Origin of the sequence: Mizugakiibacter sp., from assembly GCF_039680435.1 — a bacterium.
In the GTDB taxonomy this organism is placed as follows: domain Bacteria; phylum Pseudomonadota; class Gammaproteobacteria; order Xanthomonadales; family Rhodanobacteraceae; genus Mizugakiibacter.
Map to the genome: position 1 here is coordinate 1 of NZ_JBDKSX010000060.1, position 24,206 is coordinate 24,206.

23 protein-coding genes are annotated in these 24,206 nt (G+C 64.1%); 2 read left to right on the forward strand and 21 right to left on the reverse strand.

What is annotated here, in order from left to right:
* From traG to merC, 12 genes are all read right to left on the reverse strand, one after another.
* The coding region (gene traG / locus ABFC67_RS06250) for an IncP-type conjugal transfer protein TraG (protein WP_346737184.1) at nt 1-1,391 on the reverse strand (1,391 nt) is incomplete at its 3' end.
* 220 nt (nt 1,392-1,611) lie between these two features.
* On the reverse strand, nt 1,612-1,857 hold the full coding sequence (locus ABFC67_RS06255) for an EexN family lipoprotein (RefSeq protein WP_318159447.1): 246 nt from the start codon (nt 1,855-1,857) through the stop codon (nt 1,612-1,614).
* A gap of 42 nt (nt 1,858-1,899) precedes the next feature.
* Nucleotides 1,900-2,805 (reverse strand): LysR substrate-binding domain-containing protein, encoded by a 906-nt coding sequence (locus ABFC67_RS06260; RefSeq protein WP_318159446.1) that lies wholly within the window; start codon nt 2,803-2,805, stop codon nt 1,900-1,902.
* Nucleotides 2,806-3,146: 341 nt separating this feature from the next.
* Nucleotides 3,147-4,052 (reverse strand): cation diffusion facilitator family transporter, encoded by a 906-nt coding sequence (locus ABFC67_RS06265; RefSeq protein ID WP_318159547.1) that lies wholly within the window; start codon nt 4,050-4,052, stop codon nt 3,147-3,149.
* The gene (locus tag ABFC67_RS06270; RefSeq protein ID WP_318159445.1) at nt 4,052-4,672 is read right to left on the reverse strand and encodes a cation transporter; all 621 of its coding nucleotides are present in this window, start codon (nt 4,670-4,672) and stop codon (nt 4,052-4,054) included. Before ABFC67_RS06270 ends, ABFC67_RS06265 begins: the two co-directional genes overlap by 1 nt.
* Before the next feature lie 133 nt (nt 4,673-4,805).
* Entirely contained in the window at nt 4,806-5,135 is a 330-nt protein-coding gene (locus tag ABFC67_RS06275) for a P-II family nitrogen regulator (protein ID WP_318159444.1), read from the reverse strand.
* Nucleotides 5,132-8,251 (reverse strand): CusA/CzcA family heavy metal efflux RND transporter, encoded by a 3,120-nt coding sequence (locus ABFC67_RS06280; RefSeq protein ID WP_318159443.1) that lies wholly within the window; start codon nt 8,249-8,251, stop codon nt 5,132-5,134. Before ABFC67_RS06280 ends, ABFC67_RS06275 begins: the two co-directional genes overlap by 4 nt.
* Entirely contained in the window at nt 8,251-9,348 is a 1,098-nt protein-coding gene (locus tag ABFC67_RS06285; RefSeq protein ID WP_318159442.1) for an efflux RND transporter periplasmic adaptor subunit, read from the reverse strand. The genes ABFC67_RS06280 and ABFC67_RS06285 overlap by 1 nt, the downstream gene beginning before the upstream one ends.
* Complete coding sequence (locus ABFC67_RS06290; protein ID WP_318159546.1) at nt 9,345-10,493, reverse strand: TolC family protein; 1,149 nt, start codon at nt 10,491-10,493, stop codon at nt 9,345-9,347. Before ABFC67_RS06290 ends, ABFC67_RS06285 begins: the two co-directional genes overlap by 4 nt.
* A gap of 214 nt (nt 10,494-10,707) precedes the next feature.
* A complete protein-coding gene (locus ABFC67_RS06295) occupies nt 10,708-11,031 on the reverse strand; it encodes a hypothetical protein (RefSeq protein WP_318159441.1) in 324 nt (107 codons plus the stop codon).
* Between the two features lie 175 nt (nt 11,032-11,206).
* A complete protein-coding gene (locus tag ABFC67_RS06300) occupies nt 11,207-11,422 on the reverse strand; it encodes a GDCCVxC domain-containing (seleno)protein (RefSeq protein ID WP_318159440.1) in 216 nt (71 codons plus the stop codon).
* Nucleotides 11,423-11,491: 69 nt separating this feature from the next.
* Nucleotides 11,492-11,914, reverse strand: coding sequence for an organomercurial transporter MerC (gene merC / locus ABFC67_RS06305; protein WP_346737185.1), 423 nt, complete (start codon nt 11,912-11,914; stop codon nt 11,492-11,494).
* A 69-nt stretch (nt 11,915-11,983) separates the two neighbouring features.
* Here merC and merR point away from each other — a divergent pair, with 69 nt between their 5' ends.
* The gene (gene merR / locus ABFC67_RS06310; RefSeq protein ID WP_318159438.1) at nt 11,984-12,391 is read left to right on the forward strand and encodes an Hg(II)-responsive transcriptional regulator; all 408 of its coding nucleotides are present in this window, start codon (nt 11,984-11,986) and stop codon (nt 12,389-12,391) included.
* Nucleotides 12,392-12,520: 129 nt separating this feature from the next.
* Here the strand turns inward: merR and ABFC67_RS06315 are convergent, their stop codons facing one another.
* The 5 genes from ABFC67_RS06315 to ABFC67_RS06335 all read right to left on the reverse strand — a co-directional run bounded on the left by ABFC67_RS06315 (nt 12,521) and on the right by ABFC67_RS06335 (nt 19,074).
* A complete protein-coding gene (locus ABFC67_RS06315; RefSeq protein WP_318159437.1) occupies nt 12,521-12,862 on the reverse strand; it encodes a hypothetical protein in 342 nt (113 codons plus the stop codon).
* A gap of 124 nt (nt 12,863-12,986) precedes the next feature.
* Nucleotides 12,987-13,337: a copper-binding protein gene (locus tag ABFC67_RS06320; protein WP_318159436.1), complete on the reverse strand. Its 351-nt coding sequence runs from the start codon at nt 13,335-13,337 to the stop codon at nt 12,987-12,989.
* Between the two features lie 3 nt (nt 13,338-13,340).
* Nucleotides 13,341-16,517, reverse strand: a complete 3,177-nt coding sequence (locus ABFC67_RS06325) for an efflux RND transporter permease subunit (protein ID WP_318159435.1) — start codon at nt 16,515-16,517, stop codon at nt 13,341-13,343.
* Nucleotides 16,514-17,803 (reverse strand): efflux RND transporter periplasmic adaptor subunit, encoded by a 1,290-nt coding sequence (locus ABFC67_RS06330; RefSeq protein WP_318159434.1) that lies wholly within the window; start codon nt 17,801-17,803, stop codon nt 16,514-16,516. Before ABFC67_RS06330 ends, ABFC67_RS06325 begins: the two co-directional genes overlap by 4 nt.
* Entirely contained in the window at nt 17,800-19,074 is a 1,275-nt protein-coding gene (locus tag ABFC67_RS06335) for a TolC family protein (RefSeq protein ID WP_318159433.1), read from the reverse strand. Before ABFC67_RS06335 ends, ABFC67_RS06330 begins: the two co-directional genes overlap by 4 nt.
* 180 nt (nt 19,075-19,254) lie before the next feature.
* On the opposite strand from ABFC67_RS06335, the gene ABFC67_RS06340 reads away from it, so the two are divergent.
* The gene (locus tag ABFC67_RS06340; RefSeq protein WP_346737186.1) at nt 19,255-19,473 is read left to right on the forward strand and encodes a hypothetical protein; all 219 of its coding nucleotides are present in this window, start codon (nt 19,255-19,257) and stop codon (nt 19,471-19,473) included.
* A gap of 285 nt (nt 19,474-19,758) precedes the next feature.
* On the opposite strand, the gene ABFC67_RS06345 is transcribed toward ABFC67_RS06340, so the two are convergent.
* From ABFC67_RS06345 to ABFC67_RS06360, 4 genes are all read right to left on the reverse strand, one after another.
* On the reverse strand, nt 19,759-22,083 hold the full coding sequence (locus tag ABFC67_RS06345; protein ID WP_318159431.1) for a heavy metal translocating P-type ATPase: 2,325 nt from the start codon (nt 22,081-22,083) through the stop codon (nt 19,759-19,761).
* Between the two features lie 117 nt (nt 22,084-22,200).
* Nucleotides 22,201-22,530, reverse strand: a complete 330-nt coding sequence (locus ABFC67_RS06350) for a four-helix bundle copper-binding protein (RefSeq protein ID WP_318159430.1) — start codon at nt 22,528-22,530, stop codon at nt 22,201-22,203.
* Nucleotides 22,531-22,635: 105 nt separating this feature from the next.
* Nucleotides 22,636-23,088 (reverse strand): DUF411 domain-containing protein, encoded by a 453-nt coding sequence (locus ABFC67_RS06355; RefSeq protein WP_318159429.1) that lies wholly within the window; start codon nt 23,086-23,088, stop codon nt 22,636-22,638.
* A 2-nt stretch (nt 23,089-23,090) separates the two neighbouring features.
* The gene (locus ABFC67_RS06360; RefSeq protein ID WP_318159428.1) at nt 23,091-24,206 is read right to left on the reverse strand and encodes a c-type cytochrome; all 1,116 of its coding nucleotides are present in this window, start codon (nt 24,204-24,206) and stop codon (nt 23,091-23,093) included.

Consider the following 24,206-nt stretch of genomic DNA (forward strand, 5'->3'; position numbering starts at 1 on the left):
AACGTCACACGCACATGGCAGTTGTCGAGGATGGAATGGTTCTGCCCATACGCCTTGTCGATCTGGTTGAGCGACTGTGCAATCAGGAAGCTCCGGATGCCATAGCCCGCCATGAAGGCCAGGGCCGTCTCGAAGAAGTCCAAGCGGCCCAGCGCGGGGAACTCATCGAGCATCAGCAGCAGCTTGTGACGGCGGGCGATGCCGTCGCTGCCGTCGAGTGATTCCGTGAGCCGCCAACCGATCTGGTTGAGGATCAACCGGATCAGCGGCTTCGTGCGGCTGATGTCCGATGGCGGCACCACGAGGTACAGCGACACCGGATGCTCGGCTGCAATCAGGTCAGCGATGCGCCAGTCGCAGCGCGAGGTGACTTCGGCCACCGTGGGATCGCGGTACAGGCCGAGGAACGACATGGCCGTGGACAGGACGCCCGAGCGTTCGTTGTCGCTCTTGTTGAGCACTTCGCGCGCCGCCGAGGCCACCACCGGATGCGGGCCATCGCCCAGGTGGGGCGTTGTCATCATGCGGTGCAGGGTCAGCTCGAAGGGGCTGGCCGGATCGGACAGGAAGTTGGCAACGCCGCGTAGCGTCTTGTCCTCACCTGCGTAAAGTACATGCAGGATGGCGCCGACCAGCAGCGCGTGCGAGGTCTTCTCCCAGTGGTGGCGTTTCTCCAGCGCGCCCTCGGGATCGACCAGGATGTCGGCGATGTTCTGCACGTCGCGCACTTCATGCACGCCGCGCCGCACTTCCAGCAGCGGGTTATAGGCAGCGGAGCGCGCATCAGTGGGGTTGAACAACAGGCAGTGCGAGAAACGCGTGCGCCAGCCGGCGGTGAGTTGCCAGTTCTCGCCCTTAATGTCGTGAACCACGACCGAGGCCGGCCAAGTGAGCAGCGTCGGCACCACCAGGCCCACGCCCTTGCCCGAGCGCGTCGGGGCGAAGGTCAGGACGTGTTCAGGGCCGTCATGCCGCAGGTAACGCGCGTGATGCAGACCGAGAAAGACGCCAGCGGTGCCGGTCAATCCAGCTTTGCGGATTTCCTTCGCCTCAGCCCAGCGCGCCGTACCGTAGGTGGCGACGCGCCGCGACTGTCGCGCACGCCACACCGACATGCCGATCGCGATAAACGCGGCAGTGAAACCGCTCGTCGCGGCGATGGTACCGCCCTTGAGAAACAGGCGCGGCGCATAAGCGTCGTACCAGTACCACCATTCGAACAGCCGCCACGGGTGATAGAAAGGCATGCCAAACAGGTCGAACCAAGGCGCGCCAAGGCGTAGCTGATAGCCCAGGTGTGCAGCGGTCCATTGGGTCGCAGCCCACGTTCCCGCGACCACAATACTGACAACCACCAGTATCTGGCCGAACAGCACACTGGTCCCGTTCATGCCGGCCTCCGACCTGCTCCATCGTCATTGCGACAGGACGTGCCGCGACCCGGAGCTTCGGCGCCTTGGTCAGTGTCGGTCAAAGACCGTTATCGCGATAGCGAAGATCGAAAACGCAAAATTTCCAGCATGGAAAACGTACAGCGCGTCACGGGGTTTGTGTGCGCACGACGGCGTAGCCAGCAACATGTCTCAACATCACGTGCTGCTTGCCAACGATTCAGAACTTCGGCGCTTCCTTGGGCGGGGTGTACTTCGGACCTTTGCCCATGAACAAGCGATGCCGCGCTTCAGAGGCGGCATTGCATTCGGCCACGCCCATCTTCGCGTAGTCGTTTGCGCACTGTTGTTCGACTTCGTGCAGTCGGCCGGGATGCGCCACCAACGAGTCCACCGTGTCGATGGGCGCGGCCCCGCTGCACCCCGCAAGCATGGCAGTCATCAACACCACGCCGATCTTGTTCATAGGACTTTCTCCTGCGACATGAGGCCAGGCCATTGAGGCGCTTTACGGTTTGTCGCCTGGCAAAGGAGCTTGATCGGATCTAACCCGATCGATGAAATGGCGCAATGCCTCGGATGCTTCACCGTCTGGGTGCAAAAGATACGTCGTCAACATGACGGCGCGGCCGGCCAACGGTCGCGTGACGATCTCGGGATGGCGAAAGTCGTCGATGTGAGTCGCGCTGGTGAGACCGATACCGTAGCCTGCAGCAATCAGTGCAATCAGCATGTCGTGCGTGCGCACATGATCGGCCACGATCGGCTCGGCATCCACGGTGCGCAGCACGCGCGCGATCTGCCGCGCACAGCCTTCACAGGCTTCAGGGTGACAGAGTACCAGCGGATAGCGCAGTAGCTCCCCTAGCGGAATCCGCTTGTGCGCCAGCAAGGGATGACGCGCCGGCACTGCAGCTACCAGTGGATCAAGCCACACCGGCTCGCTGACGATCCCGTCACCTACCTCGTCCGACTGAGCAAAACCCGCATCGTAAAGATCGCTGTGCAGTCCCTTAACCTGCTGCGCGAACGGCGTCTGGAACAAACGGGTCTCCACTTCCGGCTCCTCCGCACGACATTGGGCCAGGAGCGCGGCCAGACGAGATGGGACGATGCCATCGGACACTGCAATGCGCAGCGTGCCGTGGTAGCCGCTCGCGGCCGCCTTCACATTGATCCGGGCCTGGTCGAGTGCGGCGAAGACGCGGCGTACGTCTTCGAGAAACACCTGACCAGCCCAAGTCAGGCGCGTGCTGCGCGTGGTGCGCTCGAACAATTGCACGCCAAGATCGGATTCGAGTTCCTTGATCGCACGCGATAGCGGCGATTGTTCGATATGAAGTCGCTCTGCCGCGCGAGCAAAGTGGAGTTCTTCAGCGACAGCTAGAAAGCGACGCATATGACGAAGTTCCACGGAACAATCCCCAAATTGATAGTGCCAAATAGCTGTTTCGGTCCAATAACGCATCAGCAGCGGGGATGGCCATTAGGCGGCAAGCGACGATCGCTGCTCAAGGCCAGTGCCGCAGGCAGCAACATCATCGCTCCGCTGGTCGCGGCCATGCGATGCCGCCTGCTATTGTGTCCTTATCACACAGAAGTGAGGTTTCATGGCCAACATGTGGCCGAAAAGAGCCTTGGGGGTGATTAGTCGAATTCAATCGTCTCCCCTCCGTACTTCAAGGTGGGCAACCGCTTGTCGTCGATCCCCTGCATCCGCGTTGCGCGCGCGATATTCGCGAACCCGTCGTCGGGTCAAATTTGTTGCGACTTCTCGCACCCCAGCCCGCACGGCGTGGTTTCGACCTGCAGCGTCACGTGATGGATATCGAAGCGCGCTTCCAGCATCTGCGCCAGCCGGAGCCGCAGCTGCTCCGCGTCTGATGCATCACCATCCATGATCACATGTGCCGCCATCGCCGAACGCGTGCTGTTCAGTGCCCATACGTGAACATCGTGCAGCGCTGCCACGCCTGGAGTGGCCAGCATTTCGGCGCGAACTCGTTCGGTATCAACACCATCGGGTGCTCCCTCCATCAAAACATTCCCCGCCTGGCGAAGCAGTATCCATGTCCGCGGTAATACCCACAGACCAATCAGCACGGCGATGATCGGATCGGCGATGTAGAAGCCGGTGAACTTGATGATCAAGGCGGCGGCGATCACACCGACCGAGCCGAGCATGTCGGCCCAAGCTTCCAGATAGGCGCCTTTCACATTAAGGCTTTCGCCGCTACCGGCCCTGAGCAATCGCATCGAAATGAGGTTGACCGCCAACCCTAACAACGCAATAACCAGCATGCCGACGGAGGCCACGGATGGCGGTTCACTGAAGCGCCGCGCCGCCTCCCACAGGATGTAGCCGGCGACGAGAAACAACAGCCCACCGTTGACGAGTGCGCCGATGGCTTCCATGCGCGCGTACCCATAGGTGCGCTTTGCGTCAGGAGGACGTCGGGCCAAGCGCACGGCAGTCAGCGAGATCGTCAACGCGATCACATCGGTAGCCATGTGTGCCGCATCCGACAGCAGGGCCAAGCTGTTGGTGAGCAGACCGCCGATGACCTCGGCGAGAAGAAACGTGCCGGTCAGACCCAGCGCCCACCAAAGCGGCTTCTCGTGCTTGACCTCCGTGCCCACATGATCGTGCCCGGTACCCATCATCTTTCTCCGTTCGTGTAACTGCGCCACGCCATACGGAACACCCGCCAGGCCGAGCGCAGAAACAGCAGCAACAGCGCCGACGCAACCACCAAGTCGGGCCATCCCGCGCTGAACAGGCCAACGCCAGCAGCCGCCGCCAACACAGCGATACCTTCGAACACGTCATTGCGCGAGCATTCCCAGGCCGAAGCCATATTGACGTCGCCTTTGCGATAAGGCAGCAGCAAGCGCAGACACACGGCATTGGCGGCCAGGTTCAGCAAGGCCGCGATACCGATCGCCTCGAAGATCGGCACGCCCGGATGCAGGAGACGCCAGCCAATCTGGATCGCGACCGCGAGCGCAGCGCCGAGAATCAGTGCGCCCTTGAACAGCGCCACCCGAGCCTTCGCGCGACCGCTGGCACCAACTACCGCAAGGCTCAAGAGGTAGGTGAGCGCATCGCCCAGATTGTCCAGCCCACCGGACAACAGCGACGACGAACCACTGTAGATCGCCGCGGCCAGCATCATCACAAAGGTAGCGAGGTTGATCGCCAGAACGATTACCAACACTCGACGTTGCCGTGCCTGCAAGGCCGCAATATCGATGGTGGTAGCACAACACGTATCAGTCATGAACCGGTAACCCGATGGCTTGCATGCCTGCTTCAGGCATGGGAATCCCTCATTGCGGTGGCAACTCTACGCGGCCGCCGCCGCGTTATGAAATGACACCGATGCGGAGGCGGGAGTGCTCCCGCCGCCACGATCAGTCGTTGTCCACGCGCCCGTCGATCGGCCATGCTCGGTCCACCGTGCTCTGGTAGACCCAGCCAGCCACGCTCTGGCCCGTACGCCCGTGCAGCCGGATCAACTGCACCGCTCGTTCGGCTTGATCGTCTTCGCAAAACACCAGCAGCTTCACCTGCTTGGTGACCCGTTCGCCCATTTCGATCGAGTAGCTTTGCTCTTGCTCATTGAGTGCGGTGAGCAAGCCCTTTACGTCGCTCACCGACAGGTAACGGAACCCCGCATCCGCCAAGGCATGGATGACGTCAACGACGCGGCCGCGATGGATAAACGCTTTGACTTCTTTCATGGAGTGTTCTCCTTGGCGGTGCGCCGGGCGGCGCGTTCTTCGATCCAGTCGTACAACACCGGCAACAGCACCAGCGTCAGCAAGGTCGAGGTGATCAAACCGCCGACCACCACGGTGGCCAATGGCCGCTGGGTTTCGGCGCCCACGCCGCTGGACAGCAGCATCGGCACCAATCCGAGGATGGCCACGCTTGCCGTCATCAATACCGGACGCAGCCGTAAGGCAGTGCCGCGCACCACCGCGTCGCGCACGGACAAGCCCTTCTCGCGTTGCTCGTTCAGGAAACTCACCAGCACGATGCCGTTCAACATCGCCACACCGAACACCGCGATGAAGCCGATCGCCGAGGGCACCGACAGGTACTGCCCGGTGATAGCCAGCCCCACGAGGCCGCCGATGGTGGCGAACGGCACGTTGGCGAGAATCAGCGCGGCGTATTTCACCGAGTTGAACGCGGTGTACAACAACACAAAGATGAAGAAGATCGTGGCCGGCACGATCAGCGACAACCGCTTCAACGCCCGCTGCTGATTCTCGAACGCGCCACCCCATTCGCTGTAGTAGCCGGTAGGCAACTTCACCTTGGCGTTGATCGCAGCATTGGCCTCCTTGACGAAGCCGTCGATATCGCGACCGCGCACGTCCATCTGGATCACCGCGTAGCGCTGCAACTGCTCGCGACGGATGAACGAGTAGCCTTCGGCCTCGCTGACCTCGGCCACCTGCGACAACTGCACCAGAGCGCCGCCAGCCGTGCGGATCGGAATGCGTTGGATCGCGGGTAGCGAGTCCCTGTCGGCGTTGTCCAGGCGCACGGTGATGTCGAAGCGCTTCACGCCATCAAGCAGCGTGGTCACCGGCTCGCCGCCGATGCCATTATTCACTACGGTGAGCACGTCGTCGGCGTTGAGCCCGTAGCGCGCCAGTGCATCGCGGTCCACGCGGATGCGAATCTGCGGCTTGCCGATATTGGCCTCCAGTGCAAGGTCGGCCACGCCGGGCACACCAGCCAGTACGTCCTTGATCTTGCCGCTCAACCGATCCAGCTCACCCAGGTCATCGCCGTAGATCTTCAAGGCCAAGGTTGCGCGTACGCCGGAGATCAGCTCCTCGATGCGCATCTGGATCGGCTGGGTATAGCTCACCACCGCAGTGGGCACCGCTGCCGACAGTTCTTTCTGCATCGCTTCCTCGATGCTCTCTAGCGTTTCGCCCTTGCGCCACTGATCCTTGGGCTTGAGCGGCGTATACACCTCCATGTAGTTCACGTCGGCCGTCTCGCCCTTCTCGGCGCGCCCGATCATCGCCAGCGTGGTTTCGACCTCGGGAAATTTCTGCTTGATGAGCGCCGAGATCTGCCTGGAGATGTCGATCGACTCATCCAGCGATGCCGACGGAATCGAGGTGATACGCCACATGATCGCCCCTTCCTTGAGGTTGGGCATGAACTCCTTGCCAAGGAATGGGAACAACGCGAGGCTGCCGACGAGCGCCACCATGGCGATCACCACCACCTGCCGGCGCCGTGCCAGCGACCACGCCAGAATCGTCGCGTAGTGCCGCTTGATGAAGGCTACCAGCCGGGTGTCTTTCTCCTCCTTCGGCTTCAGCACCAGTGCCGCCAACACCGGAATCAGCGTCAACGCAAGGATCAGCGAGCCGGCCATCGCGAAGCTGATGTTGAACGCCATCGGCTTGAACATCTTGCCTTCCAGCCCCTGCAGGCTGAACAGCGGCAGGAACACCACGATAATGATGCCGATGGCGAAGGCGATGGGATTGGCCACCTCGCGCGCCGCCGCCAGCACCGCCGCGGTGCGATCCACTGGATCGCCATGCGCCTTGCGTTCGGCCATGATGCGGTAAGCGTTCTCCACCATCACCACCGCGCCGTCCACCATCATGCCGATACCGATCGCCAGGCCGGCTAGTGACATCAGATTGGCCGACAACCCCGCCTGGCCCATGCAGATGAAGGCGATCAGCATGGCCAGCGGTAAGGCCACAACCACCACCAGTGCGCTACGCAGTTCGCCCAGAAACAGGAACAGGATCAGGGCGACCAGGATCGAGCCTTCGATCAGGGCGCGCACGGCCGTCTCCACCGCGGCATTGACCAGTTCGGTGCGCTCGTACACCGGCTTCACCACCACGCCGGGCGGCAGCGACTGCTTGACCGTGTCGAGCTTGGCCTTGACTGCATCAACCACGCTTTTGGCGTTCTCGCCGATGCGGGCCAGCGCCATGCCCAACACTACTTCCTTGCCGTCGCGGGTGACGGCGCCGGTGCGCGGCGCGCCGGCTTCAGTGATGGTCGCCACGTCACGCACGTAGACCGGCGTTCCGTCTTCGCTCTTGAGCACGATGTTGCCCAAGTCCTTGGCGTCCTTCACCAGCCCCAGCCCACGCACGAGGTATTGCTCGCGACCCACGTCAACGAAGTTGCCGCCCACCTGCGCATTATTCGCCTGCAGGGCCTCGATCACATCCTTGAAGCCGAGCTGGTGCGCGATCAGCTTCATCGGGTCGATGCGCACCTGGTATTGCTTCTCTTGCCCGCCCCACGACGTCACGTCGTCCACACCCGGTGCAGTGCGCAGGATCAAGCGGATGGTCCAGTCCTGCAGTGTGCGCAGATCCATGTCGCTGGGTGCGTTCTTGAGCTTTTCATCGGCGCGCTCGACGGTGTACCAGAACACCTGACCGAGACCGGAGGTGTTCGGCCCCATCTCCGGCTTGCCGTAGCCCGCCGGCAGGCGATCGCCGACTTGCTGCAGTCGCTCGTTGACCAGCTGGCGAGCGAAGTAGATGTCCATGCTGTCGTCGAAATACACCGACACGTAGGACAGCCCGAACAGGCTCACCGAGCGGATTTCCTGCACTTTGGGCAGGCCAGCCAGCGCCGATTCCACCGGCGTGGTCAACAGTTGTTCGACGTCCTCGGCGGCCAGGCCCGAGGCTTCGGTATAGACATTCACCTGCACCGGCGTGACGTCGGGGAACGCGTCGATGGGCAGCTGGCGCACCGCTTGGAAACCCAGGAAGCCGATCACCACGAAGGCGATCAGCACCAGCACCTTGTAACGCAGAGAGAATTCGACCAATCGTTCCAGCATCATTCTTCTCCCAGCTGCGAGCGCAACAAGCGCGCCTTCAGGGCGAATGCGCCCTTGCGCACATACGGCATGCCGGGCTTGAGGCCCTCAGTCACCACCGTCCAGCCGTCGCGGGTGTCACCGGTGACGACCGGCGCCGGCTCGAACTGGCCCTTGCCCTTGGCCACGAACACGGTGGATTGGTTCTGTAGCAGCACGATGGCCTCGGCCGGCACGGCGAGCGCCTGCCGTGTGCCACCGACGGCGATGCGGGCCTCGACCAGTTCGCCCGGATGCAGCAGATCCTTGCGGTTATCCACTTCGATGCGCACCGGCACCGTGCGGGTGCGTTCGTTGGTCTGGTGCGAGCGCTGAATCACGGTGCCGGGCAGCGAGGTGTCGTGCGCCAGCACACGCACCGCGTCGTTCGGCTTGACCTTCTCGGCGTCCGCCGGGGCCATCTGCGCCTCGACCCACACCGAGTCTTCTTTGACCAGGGTGAACAGCGTGCGTCCCGGTTCGACTCGTTCGCCGACCAAGAAATCATCGGTCGTGACGCGACCATTGGCGGGCGCCAACAGGTCATAGCTGCCATCGGCCTGGGCCGAACCGGCCTTCAACAAGCCACGGACCTGGCCCTCGGACAGGCCGTAGGCGCGCAGCTTGGCGCGCGCCTGGTCGCGCTGCACCTTCGCTTCGTTGTAGCGTCGCGCGGACACCGCCTGGGGACCCAGCGCGGCAATGCGCTGCCAGTCCTGTTCGGCGACGATCAGTGTCCCTTGCGTGGCGGCTACTTCCACGCTGGAGAGCACGACTAGGGGCTCGCCAGCCTTAACGACGTCGCCGAGCTTGGCCTTGCGGGTGAGCACTTGGGATTCCACCCGCGGGGAGACCAGCACGGTGGAATAGGCATCGGCCTTCACTTCGCCGGGCGCCTTCAATTCATCGGTCAAGGTGCGGACCGCAGCCTTGTCGACCACGATGCCAGCTTCCTTGATGGCACTGGCATCGAGTGCGAGCGGGTTGGCGGGCGTGGCGTCCTGCGCCCAAGCGGTACCGCTGAGGGCAGCCAGCAGAGCGAGGCGGAGCACGCTGCGGTAGAGGAAAGTCTTGTTCATGGGGAAGCATCCTGGATGCGGCCATCGACCCAGTCGGTCAGACGGCCGGCGGCAGTGAGGTAGTCGAACCAGGCCTGCCAGGCCTGGCTTTCCAGCGCCAGTCCGGACAGCGCGGTGTCCAGGCTTTGCTTGAGCTGGACGAGGTAATCGGAGGTACTGATTTCACCGGCCCGCCAGAGCTTTTCCAGCAGCGCGGTGCGATCCTCGAACGCGGCGGCGCGACCGCCACGAAACGCTTCGGCCGCGCCGCGCAGAGCCGTGTAACGGGCCTGGGTTTCTTGCAGTCCGGCGCGCAACACAAACTGGCGCGAACGCACATCGGCCGCGGCCGCATCGGCTTCCGCCAGGGCGGCATCCACTTCGGCACGTCCGGTATTGAGCACCGGCAAGGGAATGGACACGCTCACCCCGATCACCTGGTCGGTGCGGGGTCCACTGCGCACCTGACCGCCGGTCAGGCTGAGCGTGGGATCGGGAATGCGCGCACGGCGGGCGACCTGTACACCCGCCTCGGCACTCGCTTGCCGGCCGCGGGCCTGGCGCAATTCGGGCAGCTCATCGACGGGTATCGGCGTCATGCTGTCCGCCGCCGGCGACAGGCTATCGGGCAACGGTGGCAAGGTGGTTAGCTGATCGCCGCTGACGGCCTGCAACGCGGCACGGGCCGCCGCTTCGTTGGCCGCGAGCGTGGCTTGTTGTACCTGAGCCTCGCCGAGCGCCAAGCCGGCCAGATCGCGCTCCGGACTGCTGATGTCACCCACCTTGAGCCGCTGTGCGGCCAGGTCGTCGAAGCGTTTCATTAACGCGAGGCGACGCTCACCCAAGGCGCTTTGTTGGGTCGCGAGGGCGGCCGTCGACCACGCCTTCAACCAACGGGCGGCCACGTCGCGACGTCGCACATCGTAGGTCGCCTCGGCAGCACGCAGTTGCGCGTCGCCTTGACTCGCCCGGGCGCGACGCTTGCCGGACAGATCCAGCGGCAGACTGATTCCGGCCGTGCGGCGATTGACGTCGGCGTTCTCTGCGTCGAGCGTGATCGATGGGTTGTACAGCGGCTGGGCGGCAGCACGCGCACGTGCGCGAGCCGCATCGCGATCCGCCCGTGAGGCTTGCACCTCGGGGCTGACTTGCCAGACGCGCTGTATCGCTGCCTGCAGCGGGGAGGACGCCAGGGATCGTGATGAGGCACTTATCGGTGGGGAAGGATCGGATGCGGGCGCGGCATGGAGCATCGCCGCGTACAGCAGGCACACGGCGCTGATCGGCACCGAACGTAAAACAGACATGAAGCCATCTCCTGAAAACAGTCACGGAGCGACGCACCGCACAGGCGGTTTCATCGCGCAACGAAGCGGTTTTTCAGGCGATAGGAGGGCGCAGCAGCGAACCGGTCGCTGCTGGTGTGAAGCCGGAGTGGATGGAGAGCGGAGCAAAGCGCGCGTCCATCTTGGCGAGGGGGAGCGGCGTACTCGCCGGCAGCGTCACCGAATGCGCGCAGGCACAATGGCAACTGCGCCCTTCACCCAGAAGACAGGGGTTCGCATCGTCAGTCGATACAGTACTGACGGCGGTATCCGCCAACAGAGTGGTCGGGGCAGCAGCGGTCGCCGAAGCGAATCGTGCCCCCGGTCCATCGGCCACGCAGATCGAACCGCTGACCAGCTTGATCAGCAGTACAGCCACGGCCAGAACCCACAGACCGCGGTGGCGACGCAGGCGAGTCAGTAATGAGGGCGCAGAACGGGGCATCCGTCGATCCTATACGACAGCCGTGTTGTTAGACAATTTCACTTGGGCGCCGGTCGTGATGAATTCAGACAGCCCCTACCGGCACTGTTTGATTCCTATGAAGGATGGTCTACCCCCAACACGACTTCTGTTGCTGGATCGGCGGACACGGCACGCTGCCGTACGAGCAGAACACGCAGCAGTCCCCCGCCTTGGGCCGGAGCAACTCGCCGCACCCCTCACAGTCGTAGAAGAACTGGCAGGCCTCGGTCGGCATGGTCTCGGTGGCTTGGTGGCCGCAATGCGGACAGGTCAGCGTGCTCTGCAGGATGAGTTCGGTCGTCATGCGTTTCGCCGGAAAAATGAGAGTGGAGTGTTGACGGGGCCTTCGCTAGCCCTTACCAATCGTGTCGATTCAGCGGGCATCCACCGTATCGCTGGCCGTGCGGCAGGACGCGCTGGGTGCTGGCGCCAGCAGATCACGGACCGACACCGCCACCATCAGCAGCAGGCCCGGATAGAGCAGCCATCCGGTGCGATGGCCACTGGCCCGCATCACGAATACCGCCACCAGCACCAGCAGCGGGCCGAGCATATCGAGCGCGGCACGCGGCCACTGCCGGTGACTGAGCCAGCCCAACGCGTTAGCAAGCAGCGCGATGGCAGCGAACGCTGGCAGCAAAATGCGGACAAACAGGCCTTCATATGGGCTTAGCGCACTCAGTCCGATCACCGCACCGAGACTGGCCAAGGCGGGAAAGCAATTCACGCAGGCCGCTGCCGAGACGACACTGCCGATCAGTCCGGCCTTGTCGGCCAGCCGAGTAAGCAGAGACATGGGGTTCTCCTTTCGCGTGGAATACCGATGGTCTAAGGTATTCCCGTAGTCAAGTACGGAGTCAAGCCCATGTCTTCCTCGCGGGATACGTTTTCCATCGGCGCCTTCGCCAAGGCAGCCGGGGTCAATGTCGAAACGATCCGCTTTTACCAGCGCAAGCGCCTGTTGGCGGAGCCCGTCCGTCCGCCGGGCGGCATGCGCCGCTACGGAAACGCGGAGGTCGCGCGGGTAAAGTTCGTGAAATCCGCGCAGCGGTTGGGGTTCAGCCTCGATGAGGTGGCGCAGCTGCTGCGACTGGAGGACGGCACCCATTGCACGGAAGCGGCCGGTCTGGCCGCGCTGCGGCTGGCCGATGTGCGCGGCCGACTGACCGACCTCACACGTATGGAGACGGCCCTCGCTGCGCTCGTCGAACAGTGCGGTGCGCGTCAACGCAGCGTGTTCTGCCCGCTGATCGCCTCGTTGCATGCCTGCTGAAATGACGGCAGGAGGGGGCGACGGGCATGACGTCAGTGAAGCGCATCGGCTGAATGTTGCAGCCATGCCTTGGCCACTTCGCCATGGGCCGTCGCGGAGCATGCCTTGGCGGCCTGTCGTCGCATCCGTTCAGTGCGCGCGCCGCGTGTGATCTGTCCGCTGCGCCGTGCCTTGGGTCAGCTCGGCACGCACGCAATGCGCGTCGACGATCGACGTTACCGTGGCATGCCCCGCCACCGCGAACTGCTGGCGGGGCTGCCCTTTGTTGGGAACCACGAAGGATGTCCGCATGACCTCCAGTCGCGCACCAACCGCCGGCAGCGGCGTGACTCGATAACAGACATCCAAACGCTGGCCATCCACATGGCCAATCCAGCCATCGGTGTAAGCATCGGTCGCGTACGCGACGCGGCCGATGGCGAGGTCCGCGAGCAGCAGCGGGAGGCTGAGACAAGCAGCAAACGATTTCATGGTCGTTCTCCAAAATGACGACCGCAACAACACCGCCACGCGCACGCATAACGTGCGTGGCGGTACTGCTTTCACGACCGCCGGCTGGCCCTCGACAATGGGGGCTAGCCGGCGACGTGGCCTGTCAACGTGCCGGACGGATCGCCGTCACCGTGCTGCCCGCACTGGCCTGGTGGAAGGTGAATTGCACCTCATCGCCCACCTTCACGTGCGTCAGTAGCTCCGGCGAAGCCACCTTGAACGGCATCGTCATGGCCGGCCATCCGATGGCGGCAATCGCCTCATGCTGCAGCGTGAGGGTGCCCTTGGTGGCGTCGACCGCCTTGACCACGCCCACGCCCTGCACGTCGGCGGGTGCGGCTTCGTGCATCCCAGCCATGCCCGGCATGTTGGGATCCATCTGCTGAGGGTGGGCAAACACCGGAGCGGTGATAAGCGCAGCGGTGATCGCGAGGGTGATGCATGGCTTTTTCATGAGTCAGTTTCCTTGTGGGTTGGGGTGAAGTGTGGCGTTTGCCTTGCTGACTTTGTGCAGGCGATGACGAACCAGCAGGCGGTACGCCGCGGGTATGACGAGCATGGAAAGCAAGGGTGCCGTGACCATGCCGCCGATCATCGGGGCGGCTATGCGCTGCATCACCTCCGAGCCGGCGCCATGGCCGAGCAGAATCGGAAACAGGCCGGCGAGGATCACCGCGACGGTCATCGCCTTCGGGCGCACGCGCTGCACGGCACCTTCGCGGATCGCTTCGTCCAGTGCTTCTGGGCCGGCGTGGGGATCGAGCGCAAGTTGGTGCTCCCAGGCATGGTGCAGGTAAAGCAGCATCACCACGCCGAATTCGGCGGCCACGCCCGCCAACGCAATGAAGCCGATGATTGTGGCCACCGACACGGCATGCCCAAGCAGCCAGATCAACCACAGGCCGCCGACCAGTGCCAGCGGCACGCTGGCCATGATCAGCAGCGCTTCGCTCACGCGGCGGAACACGGCATAGATCAACAGGAAAATGATCACCAGCGCGATCGGCACTACCACCTTGAGTCTTTCCATGGCACTGGCGAGGTATTCGAACTGACCGGACCACGCCACGGTCGTACCCGGCGGCAATTTGACTTGCTGCGCCACGGTGCGTTGCAGGCTGGCCACCACCGTGCCCAAATCGCTGCCGGCCGTGTCGACGTAGACATACGTGGCCAACTGGCCGGCCTCGCTTTTCAGCATGGACGGGCCCGCCACCACGGCGATGTCAGCCACCTGACCCAGCGTGAGCTGGGCGCCGTTGGCGGTGACGACCGGCAATTGGCGCAAGGCCTCGACCGAGTCACGCTCGGCACGTGGATAGCGCACGACGATGGGATAGCGCTCGCGCCCTTCGACGGTCTGACCGACCGGATCGCCACCAACCACGGTCGCGATCAGCTGCTGCACGTGCTCCTGGGTCAGCCCGTAGCGTGCCGCATCGTCGCGGCGGACATGCACGTCCACGTAGCGGCCACTGGTCGGGCGCTCGGCAATCGCCGAGCTGACACCGGGCACCGTCTTCGCCACCGTTTCGATCCGATCGGCCACGGTCTGCAGCGTGGCCAGGTCGGTCCCCAGCACCTTGATGCCGATCGGACTCTTGATACCAGTGGAAAGCATGTCGATCCGGTTGCGGATCGGCGGCACGAACAGGTTCGTCAGACCCGGCACATGCACGGCCTTGTCCAGCTCCGCCTTGATCTTGTCCATCGTCATGCCGGGCCGCCACTGGTCCTTCGGCTTGAAGGTGATCGTGGTCTCGAACATCTCCAGCGGCGCTGGATCGGTGGCGGTGTCGGCGCGCCCCGCTTTGCCGAACACGTGATCGACCTCGGGTACGGTCTTGATCATGCGATCGGTCAACTGCAGCAACTGCGAGGCCTTGCCGGCGGACAGTCCGGGCAGTGCGGTGGGCATGTACAACAACGTGCCTTCGTCCATCGCGGGCATGAACTCGCTGCCGAGCCTGGTCATCGGAATGATCGCGGTGAGCAGCAGCACACCGGCCAGCACCAAGGTCGCTTTCGGATAGCGCAACACGGCTTCGAGGAGGGGCCGATAGCCATGGATCAAACCCCGGTTGAGTGGATTGTCGCGCTCCGCACGGACGCGTCCGCGGATCAGATAACCCATCAGCACCGGTACCAGGGTCACCGCCAGCCCGGCCGCTGCCGCCATCGCGTAGGTCTTGGTGAAGGCCAGCGGCTTGAACAGCTTGCCTTCCTGCCCCTGCAGCGCAAACACCGGCACGAACGACAGCGCGATGATCAACAGGCTCACAAACAGCGCAGGCCCCACCTCGCCGGCAGCATCGGCGATCAGCGACCAGCGCTGTGCACCTTGCGGTTCACGTCCGTCGTTCGCGTTACGCCAATGTTCCAGATGCTTGTGGGTGTTCTCGATCATCACGATCGCCGCATCGACCATCGCACCGATCGCGATCGCGATGCCGCCGAGCGACATCAGGTTCGCCGTGACGCCTTGCAGATGCAGGGCAATGAAGGCAACCAGCACGCCAAGCGGCAGTGTGATCACGGCCACCAGCGCCGAGCGCAGGTGCCACAGAAACAATACGCAGACCAGCGTCACCACCAGGAATTCTTCGAACAACTTGCTCCACAGATTGCTCACCGCGGCGTCGATCAGTCGCGAGCGGTCGTAGGTGGGCACGATCTCGACGCCAGCCGGCAGGCTGCGCTGCAGTTCGGTCAGCCGCGCTTTCACGGCGGCAATGGTGGCCTTCGCGTTCTTGCCCGTGCGCATCACGATGATGCCGCCGACCACTTCGCCTTGGCCGTCCAGTTCGGCGAGCCCGCGGCGGAAGGTCGGACCTCGCCGCACGGTCGCCACGTCCCGCAGCAGCACCGGCACACCGCTGGCGTTGGTGGTGATCGGCACGTTTTCGAAGTCCGTGCGGCTCTTCAGGTAGCCTTCGCTACGCACCATCAGTTCCGCTTCGCCTTGTTCGATCACTGAACCGCCATTGGCACCGTTGGCGGCGCGCACCGCATCCACCAGTTGCGCCACGGTGATGCCGCGGGCGGCCAGCGCTTGCGGATCGGGCACGATTTGCCAGGCCCGTTCCATCCCGCCCAGGGTGGCGACCTCGGCGACGTTCGGCACCGTCTTGAGCTGATAGCGCAGGAACCAATCCTGCAGCGCACGCAGCTGGCCAAGATCGTGCTGACCGGTACGATCCACCAGCGCGTATTCGTAGATCCAGCCAAGTCCCGTCGCATCGGGACCGAGGGCAGGCGTGACACCTGCCGGCAGGCGATCACGGGCCTGGCTCAGGTACTCCAGGACACGCGAGCGCGCCCAATACAAATCGGTGCTGTCATCGAACAGCACATCGACATACGAGTCGCCGAAGAACGAAAAGGCGCGCACCGTCGTCGCGCCAGGCACCGACAGCATGGTGGTAGCCAGCGGATAGGTGACCTGGTCCTCGACCACCTGCGGCGATTGGCCCGGGTAGCTGGTGCGGATGATCACCTGGGTATCGGACAAATCGGGCAGCGCGTCGACCGGCGTGCGCGTCATCGAGAACATGCCCATCAGGGCCAAGGCCAGTGCAGCCAACAGCACGAACACCCGATGTGCTATCGCCGCGCGAATCAGAGCGGCGATCATGGTTTGCCTCCCATCGGCATGCCCGGCATCGGTGTACTGGCGGCCGGTACCGGTTCGGCGGTGGTGTCATTCAGGCGTTCCAACGCACCGGACAGGCTCGCTTCCGAATCGATCAGGAACTGGCCGGAGACCACGACCTTTTCACCGCCCGTGAGGCCGTCGAGAATTTCCGTATAGCCTCCGGCCGCACGCCCGATGCGCACCGGTACAGCACGGAAATGGCCATCCCCCTCAGCAACAACTACCCGCGCCTGGCTTCCGGTGGCGATCAGTGCGTCGTCCGGCACCACGGGCACGGCTTCGCCGGGTGCGGGACTGAGCTGCACGGTGGCGAACATGCCCGGGCTCAAAGCACCATCGGGATTATCGATCACGATGCGCGCGCGCTGTGTACGGGTGGCGCTGTCGATATCCGGCAGCAGCGTTTCCACGGTGCCGTGGAACCTTTGGCCGGGTAGTGCATCGACGCGCACCGCAACCGGCGTGCCCGCACGCACGACACCCGCCACTGCCTGCGGCAACGCGGCCTCGACCCACACGGTGGACAATCCATTGATCGTCATCAATGTCTGCCCGACATTGACCCGTTGCCCTTCACGCACGTCCAGCGTCGTGACGACGCCCGCCTGCGGTGCACGCAGGGTGATCGCGGCGCCTGAACCATGACGCACGCCCTGGATCTCTGCCGCAGTCAAACCCAATACCTTCAGGCGTTGCAGTGCGGCGGCGCGCAGGCCTTTCGCATCGGCCGACTGCGCTCGCTGGAGCGCGCCGTATTCCGCCAGGGCGCTGCTCCATTGCGGCGCCAGCAGTTCGGCCAAAGGCGCACCGGCAGCAACGGTTGTGTATGGCGCACGCACGTCCAGTTTCGTGATGACTGCATCGACCCGTGCGCTGACCGTCACTGCCTGCCGCAGATCCCAGCTGATGGTGCCCGGGACCCGGATCGCCGACGCCAATACGCGCCGCTCGACCGGTGCGGTACGCACGCCCAGGTTCTGCACCGTCGCTGGATCGATCCGGATGACATCCTTCGCGGCGCCTTCATCGGCATATTTGGGCACCATTTGCATGCCCATCGGTGAAAGCCCCGGCTTGGCGAAATGCTGTGCGGGCACCATGGGGTCGTACCAATAGAGGACTTTTTTGCCACCGGCATCGGAGGCAGGCAAGGCCAGTCCATCGGCCGGCGTCGCCTGCGGATGACGACGGCCGCCGACATACCCGGCCACTAGCAAAAATGCGGCTAGCACGAGGCCAGCAAGGATCATCAGTGCGCGCTTCATGGCGTCGTCTCCGAAGTCGGCAGCAGGTATGCCAGCGAGGCCCATAGCCGTGCCCGTGCAGCCAGCGCATCGGCATAGGTGAGGCGCAGTTCGATTTCGTCGCGCCGGGCATCGAGCCACGGTTGTAGCGAGCCGCCGCCGCGATAACCGGCGAGCGCGGCTTTCGCGCGGTCACGGTCGAGGGGTAGCAAGGTCTCCTTGTAGCGCTGGATCTGTCGATTCCAGCCCTGCCAACTCGCCAGCGCACGCGCTACCGCTTCGCGCTGCGCGCGACGTGCATCGGCGTGATCGGCTTGCACCGCATCCAACTGCGCACGCTTGGCGCTGATACCGCGATCCTGCCGGTTGCGGGTGAACAGCGGCAGGCTTACGCCCACCTGCACGGTCACCATGTCCGAGAGATACGGCGCGCGCCGGCCATAATCCACCGACACGTTCCAATCCGGGTGTTTGGCGGCACGTGCCTGATCCAGCGCGGCCTGCGCGACCTGTTCGCGCGCCTGCCATGCCTGCATCGGCGCCTGGCGGTCGATGTCCCGTTCAAGACGAGTCGCTGTGACCGGCAACTGACCGAAGTCCGGCGCTTCGGCAAGATCAGGAACGCCCTGACCCAGCCATCGCTGCAAGCCCGCCTGGGCAGCGGCGAGATCCGCGTTGTTTGCTTCCAGGCGATTATCGAGCGTAGCGGCTTCGGCACGGGTGGCCAGCGCGTCAGTGGCGCTGCCTTCGCCGCCACGCAGACGTGCTTGTGCGATCTGAACCGCCAAATCACTCTCGTCACGCAGTTCGGCCAGCAGGGTGCGTTGTTTTTGCGTTGCCCAGACATCGATCCAGGCATCGGCGATGCGCTCCTGCACGGTCTGTGCGGTGGCCACGCGATCGGCCTGCGCCGCATCGATCTGCGCATTGGCCAAGGTGCGCTCGGCACGGCGTGCGGCCCGTGACGGAATGGCTTGCATCACGCCGACGGTGCGCATCGTCATCCCGTCCGAGCGCAGGCTGAACGCCCCGGGGCTGGTGACGGGAAAACTGGAGAGCCCAAACGTCAGGGTGAGATCTGGCAACTGCCCGGCACGCGCGCCTTCCTCACGGGCCGCCGCCATATCGGCTGTACGCGCTTCAAGTTGTGGCGCTCGCGCCAAGCCTTGCCGAACGGCCGTTTCAAGCGTCAGTGATGGCTCGATGGCACCGGCCGTCGTTGCCAAAGCTCCCAACAGAAGCGCGGCCAAAACCGACGCCATCAGGCGCCGGACAAAGTGAAAGGACAACATGGATGAACACTCCGTCGATCTGCGATTCGCGCCGTGCCATGCAGCAGGGCGCCCGTCGGTAGGTACCGCGGCGCGTCAGATCAAATCAGGAGTGAGCAGAACAACAATATGGGCGGAGGTGGTGGCGCGCGCAAATGCCCGACACGTTGGAGCGCGCGATTCGATGGCGGAGTAACGGCCGTGACCGATATCAGCATCGGGGGCATCGCGGGCATTGGGTTCAGTGGCACCGACGCCGTGTGGGCCTCAACCTGCGTGGCGTGCTCGGGCATGCAATGCTTCTGGCACAGCGGACTGGCGGGGGTATCCCGATTCTGCGCACAGCCGTCGTCCATGCCCGGCATCGAATTCACCAACGCGGTCGCCGTCGCCGCTTCGAACACAGTCGGGCAAACATAAGCAGCCAGTGCCGTCTGCTGCCAAAGCATCAGCAGCGTCACCAGCCAGAACAGGCGGCGACGTGTGGTGCGACGCATGCGGAAAGGGCGAGCCATGGGCGACACTATATCTCCAAAATACCAAGCATTGCGTTGACTTGAATCAACTACGGGTTGTCGGCCGAGCCGCCCCCGCTGTTCTTACTAGCTCACTCGGAAGCCCGGATCGCGTCACGATAGACGTACTCCCGCCTTTGCCGGCGAAGGCATCGCGCTGGGCACGCCCCATTCGCCGACGTTGCTCATCTCAGCCATGCCGCTTACGGCCCAGCCGCAACGCATTGGCGACCACCGACACGGAGCTCAAGCTCATTGCCAAAGCGGCGATCATCGGGCTGAGCAACAGGCCCGTCAGGGGGTAAAGCACGCCTGCGGCGATGGGTACCCCCAATGCGTTGTAGAGAAAAGCAAAGCCCAGGTTCTGCTTCATGTTGGCGACGGTGCCGTTGGAAATCGACCGTGCCCGCACAATGCCCCGCAAGTCGCCCTTGACCAGCGTCACCTGCGCGCTCGACATCGCGACGTCGGTGCCCGTGCCCATCGCGATGCCGACGTCGGCACCAGCCAGCGCGGGCGCATCATTGATTCCGTCGCCAGCCATCGCTACCCGGTGCCCATTGGCTTGCAGTTGCCGCACGAGGTCGATCTTGTCCTTCGGGCGGACCTCGCCATGGACTTCGTCGATGCCCAGCGTGCGCGCGACCGCATGGGCCGTGGTGACGCCGTCGCCGGTGGCCATCACGATTTTCAGGCCAGCGGCGTGCAGTGATGCGATGGCGCCCGCGGTGGTGGCCTTGATCGGGTCGGCCACTGCGAGCAGGCCGGCCAGGGCGCCATCGACGGCCAGATACATCACGCTGGCGCCGGCTCGACGGAGCTCCTCCGCTGGAATCGAAAGAACGGATGGATCGACCCCGACCTCGTGCATCAACGCGGTGTTGCCGATCGCCAAGGCGGAGCCTCCCACCTTGCCGCGTACCCCGATGCCCGTGGCGGACTCGAAGCTCTCCGGCGTTTCCAGCGCCAGGCCACGATGACGGGCTTCCGCGACGATCGCGTCGGCCAACGGGTGCTCGCTGCCCTGGTCGAGACTGGCCGCCAAACGCAGCACCTCACGCTCGGTGAATCCTTCAGCCGCCAATGCGGTGTGGAATGCCGGACGGCCTTCGGTCAGCGTCCCGGTCTTGTCCACGATCAGGATGTCGATCTTGCGGAGGTTCTCGATCGCCTCGGCATCGCGGAACAGCACGCCTTCCCCGGCCGCCCGACCGGTCGCCACCATGATCGACATTGGCGTGGCCAGCCCCAACGCGCAGGGGCAAGCGATGATCAGTACCGAGATCGCATTGAGAACCGCGAACGTCCATGACGGCTCCGGGCCAAACAATCCCCACACGAAGAAGGTCACGACGGCGATCGCGAGGACCGCGAGCACGAACCAGAAAGCCACCTTGTCGGCCATGCGCTGCATTGGTGCGCGTGAGCGTTGCGCCTGCGCGACCAGTTGCACGATCTGCGACAGCACCGTCGCCGAACCGACTTTCTCCGCCCGCATCACGAGGCTGCCGGTACCATTGAGGGTTGCGCCAATCACGCTGGAGCCGATGGTCTTTTCGACCGGGACAGGCTCCCCGGTCAGCATCGACTCATCGACATGAGAACGTCCCTCGACCACCTCGCCATCCACTGGCACCTTTTCACCGGGGCGCACGCGCAGGCGGTCGCCGACGTGGACATGGCTGAGCTCGACGTCCTCCTCGCCGCCATCGTCGCGCAGGCGACGTGCGGTCTTTGGCGCCAGCCCCAGCAGGGCTTTCAGGGCGGTCGATGTCTTCGAGCGGGCGCGCAGCTCAAGCAGTTGGCCGAGCAAGGTCAGCGAGACGATCACCGCGGCGGCTTCGAAATAGACACCCACGCGGCCATGTTCATGGAACGACGCCGGGAACAGATCGGGGGCAACGGTGGCGACGACGCTGTAGCCGAACGCCGCGCCGACACCGATGCCGATCAGGGTCCACATGTTGGGACTCAGGTTGCGGACCGACTGCACGCAACGAACAAAAAAGGGCCAGCCGGCCCACAGCACTACCGGGATGGTCAGTACCAGCTCGATCCAGGTCCGGGTGTCCACCGGCAACTGGGGAAAGTAGTGGCCGAACATGGCCAGCACGAGCACCACCAGCGTCGCCGGCAAGGTCCACCAGAAGCGGCGGCTGAAATCACGCAGTTCGGGATTGTCCTCATCGTCCAGGCTCGGCATTTCCGGCTCCAGTGCCATGCCGCAGATCGGGCAAGTGCCGGGACCTTCCTGGCGCACCTGCGGATGCATCGGACAGGTGTACATCGTCCCCGCCGGCTGCGCGCCGGTGTCGTCAGATCGCTGGGCCAAATATCTGGCTGGATCGGCGACGAAGCGTTGCAGACAACGCGCCGAGCAGAAATGCTGCGTTACCCCTTCATGCTCGACGTGATGTGCAGTGCGGGCCGGATCGACCTGCATGCCGCATACCGGATCGAGTGCGCCCGCGTTCGGGTTGGCGCCGATGCCAGCATGGTGTTCGTTGGCAGTCATTCTTGCAGTCTCCGGAAGAACCTGTGGTGGTGCCCGAAACTCGGCGCCGGGGTAGCCAGCGGCGACGGTAGGGGTGGTTGTGGCCGGCCCGCCTGTGGGCGAGCCGGCCACGGAGGATCAGCCGCCCATGCTGCGGCAGGCTTCCGCACAGCGCCGACAGGCGTCAGCACATCGCTTGCAGTGTTCCATGTCGTGCGCTGCACATTGCTCCGCGCACCAGTCGCAAATCTTCGCGCACAGCGCGCAGATCTCTTTCTGGAACGGACTGTTGCGCGCCATGGCATCGGCACACATCCGGCACATGGCGGCGCATTCGATGCAACAGGCGGGGCAGTCATTCGAGCTTTCCTTGCCGACCATGTGCGTAAAACAGTTGCCGCACTCGACGGCGCAGTGGTCGCACGCGGTGATGCAGGCTTTGACAGCTTCAGTCAGGTGATGACTCATGATGGGTTTCCTCGGTAGTACCGCATGAACGGAATTTTCCCCAGGCGCTTCCGTGAGCGCGCCTATTCAAGTTCCGCGATTCCGTTGCAAGCCGGCCGGCAGCGATCAGGCCTCGGGTCCATGGGCGGCAAAGACGCGGGATGATCCATCCCGGCCGATCAACATCACCTCGTAGCGCTCCGGTGCGCCCATTTCCATGCCGGGCGAGCCCATCGGCATGCCCGGCGCCGCGAGGCCTCGGGCGTCCGGCCGCTCGGCGAGCAGGCGGCGGATGTCCTCCACCGGCACGTGTCCTTCGATCACGTAGCCGTCGACCAGCGCGGTGTGGCAGGACATGGCGCCGGGCGGCACGCCGAGCCGCGCCTTCACCGCCGCCATCGGCTGATCCTGATGCACGGTGACGGTGTAGCCCTGCGCGCGTATGTAGCCGACCCACGCGCCGCAGCAGCCGCAGGACGGGTCGCTGTACACGTCGAACGCGTTCGCGGCCATCGCCGCCGGCGCGAACAGCGCCGCAAACAACATGCTGATGCTCATGCGGGAAAGCCACCATTTCATCGTCATTCTCCTGATACCGGCGTGGTTTGCCACTGGACGGAGACGATCTTCCAGTCCTTGCCGTCCTGTTCGAGGTTAAGCAGTTCGCGGCTGCGCAGCGTGGTCGGCTTGCCCTTGACCATGGCCTGGATGTCGCTTTCGCTACCGACCATCGCGGTGTCGCCCATCGGCATCGAACCTAAGGAGACCGGGGTGATCTGGGCGTCCTTCAAGAAAGCGATGTCCTCGCCCAGATGGCCGTTGGCGTAGTCATCGCGCGTCTGGGTGTGACCACCTTCGCTGATCGCGGCGTTGGGTGCCAGCAACGCAAGCACCGCCGCCCGGTCGCCGTGCTGCAAGGCCGTATGGAACGCCTGCGCCACGGCTTCGGCCGCCGGTACCGCCTTCGGCTTCATACCCTCCAAGGACAATGAGGCGTCAGCGGCGGCACTCGCTCCGGCTTGTGCGTGAACATGACCCTCCTCAGGGTTGGCACCGTGGCTGTGACCGGCGTCGCGGGACATGTCCATGCCCTTCATGGCAGAAGCCCCATAGGCGTCTTCGTCGGCGGCACCATGGCTGTGGCTGTGGCCACCGTCTTCACCCATATCCATGTCGTGATCTGCGGGAGCTTTGGCCACCATGTCCTTGTACTGCGCGGGCGTCATGTCGGGCAGTTTTTGCAGGAACGCGACCATGCTCCAGATGGTCGGGTCGTCGTGGCTGCCGCCCCATGCCGGCATTGCGCTCATCTTGATGCCGTGCTTGATGATCCAGAACGCATCCCTCGGGTCGACCCGCGTCTGCGACAGGTTCGGTGGTTGCGGATACAGGCCCGGCCGGATTTCCGAGTCCTTCATGCCAGGCTTGAGATGGCATTCAGTGCACATGGCCGCGTATTGGCCGGCCCCCTTAAGGATCAGCTGCGGATCGTTGAGGTCAGGCACCGCGAGGTCTTCTGAACGGACATGGATGGAGCGCTCGCGCAGGGTCTGCAAGACCGCAAAGACCGGTTTGGTGTGGTGGTCGTCGGCACCGATGTTGTAGAGGCCCGAGTAGACAAACACGCCGGCACCGGCCGCCAGGATGGCGAGCACGGCGACGACGGTGATGCTGTGATGCTTGATATGTTGTTTCAT

Excerpts from the sequence above, each read along its gene's own strand:
- ABFC67_RS06255 (WP_318159447.1), bottom strand. The coding sequence starts at position 1,857 with ATGAACAAGATCGGCGTGGTGTTGATGACTGCCATGCTTGCGGGGTGC.
- ABFC67_RS06265 (WP_318159547.1), bottom strand. The coding sequence starts at position 4,052 with ATGGGTACCGGGCACGATCATGTGGGCACGGAGGTCAAGCACGAGAAG.
- ABFC67_RS06270 (WP_318159445.1), bottom strand. The coding sequence starts at position 4,672 with ATGACTGATACGTGTTGTGCTACCACCATCGATATTGCGGCCTTGCAG.
- ABFC67_RS06275 (WP_318159444.1), bottom strand. The coding sequence starts at position 5,135 with ATGAAAGAAGTCAAAGCGTTTATCCATCGCGGCCGCGTCGTTGACGTC.
- ABFC67_RS06280 (WP_318159443.1), bottom strand. The coding sequence starts at position 8,251 with ATGCTGGAACGATTGGTCGAATTCTCTCTGCGTTACAAGGTGCTGGTG.
- ABFC67_RS06285 (WP_318159442.1), bottom strand. The coding sequence starts at position 9,348 with ATGAACAAGACTTTCCTCTACCGCAGCGTGCTCCGCCTCGCTCTGCTG.
- ABFC67_RS06300 (WP_318159440.1), bottom strand. The coding sequence starts at position 11,422 with ATGACGACCGAACTCATCCTGCAGAGCACGCTGACCTGTCCGCATTGC.
- merC (WP_346737185.1), bottom strand. The coding sequence starts at position 11,914 with ATGTCTCTGCTTACTCGGCTGGCCGACAAGGCCGGACTGATCGGCAGT.
- merR (WP_318159438.1), top strand. The coding sequence starts at position 11,984 with ATGTCTTCCTCGCGGGATACGTTTTCCATCGGCGCCTTCGCCAAGGCA.
- ABFC67_RS06315 (WP_318159437.1), bottom strand. The coding sequence starts at position 12,862 with ATGAAATCGTTTGCTGCTTGTCTCAGCCTCCCGCTGCTGCTCGCGGAC.
- ABFC67_RS06320 (WP_318159436.1), bottom strand. The coding sequence starts at position 13,337 with ATGAAAAAGCCATGCATCACCCTCGCGATCACCGCTGCGCTTATCACC.
- ABFC67_RS06325 (WP_318159435.1), bottom strand. The coding sequence starts at position 16,517 with ATGATCGCCGCTCTGATTCGCGCGGCGATAGCACATCGGGTGTTCGTG.
- ABFC67_RS06330 (WP_318159434.1), bottom strand. The coding sequence starts at position 17,803 with ATGAAGCGCGCACTGATGATCCTTGCTGGCCTCGTGCTAGCCGCATTT.
- ABFC67_RS06335 (WP_318159433.1), bottom strand. The coding sequence starts at position 19,074 with ATGTTGTCCTTTCACTTTGTCCGGCGCCTGATGGCGTCGGTTTTGGCC.
- ABFC67_RS06345 (WP_318159431.1), bottom strand. The coding sequence starts at position 22,083 with ATGACTGCCAACGAACACCATGCTGGCATCGGCGCCAACCCGAACGCG.
- ABFC67_RS06350 (WP_318159430.1), bottom strand. The coding sequence starts at position 22,530 with ATGAGTCATCACCTGACTGAAGCTGTCAAAGCCTGCATCACCGCGTGC.
- ABFC67_RS06355 (WP_318159429.1), bottom strand. The coding sequence starts at position 23,088 with ATGAAATGGTGGCTTTCCCGCATGAGCATCAGCATGTTGTTTGCGGCG.
- ABFC67_RS06360 (WP_318159428.1), bottom strand. The coding sequence starts at position 24,206 with ATGAAACAACATATCAAGCATCACAGCATCACCGTCGTCGCCGTGCTC.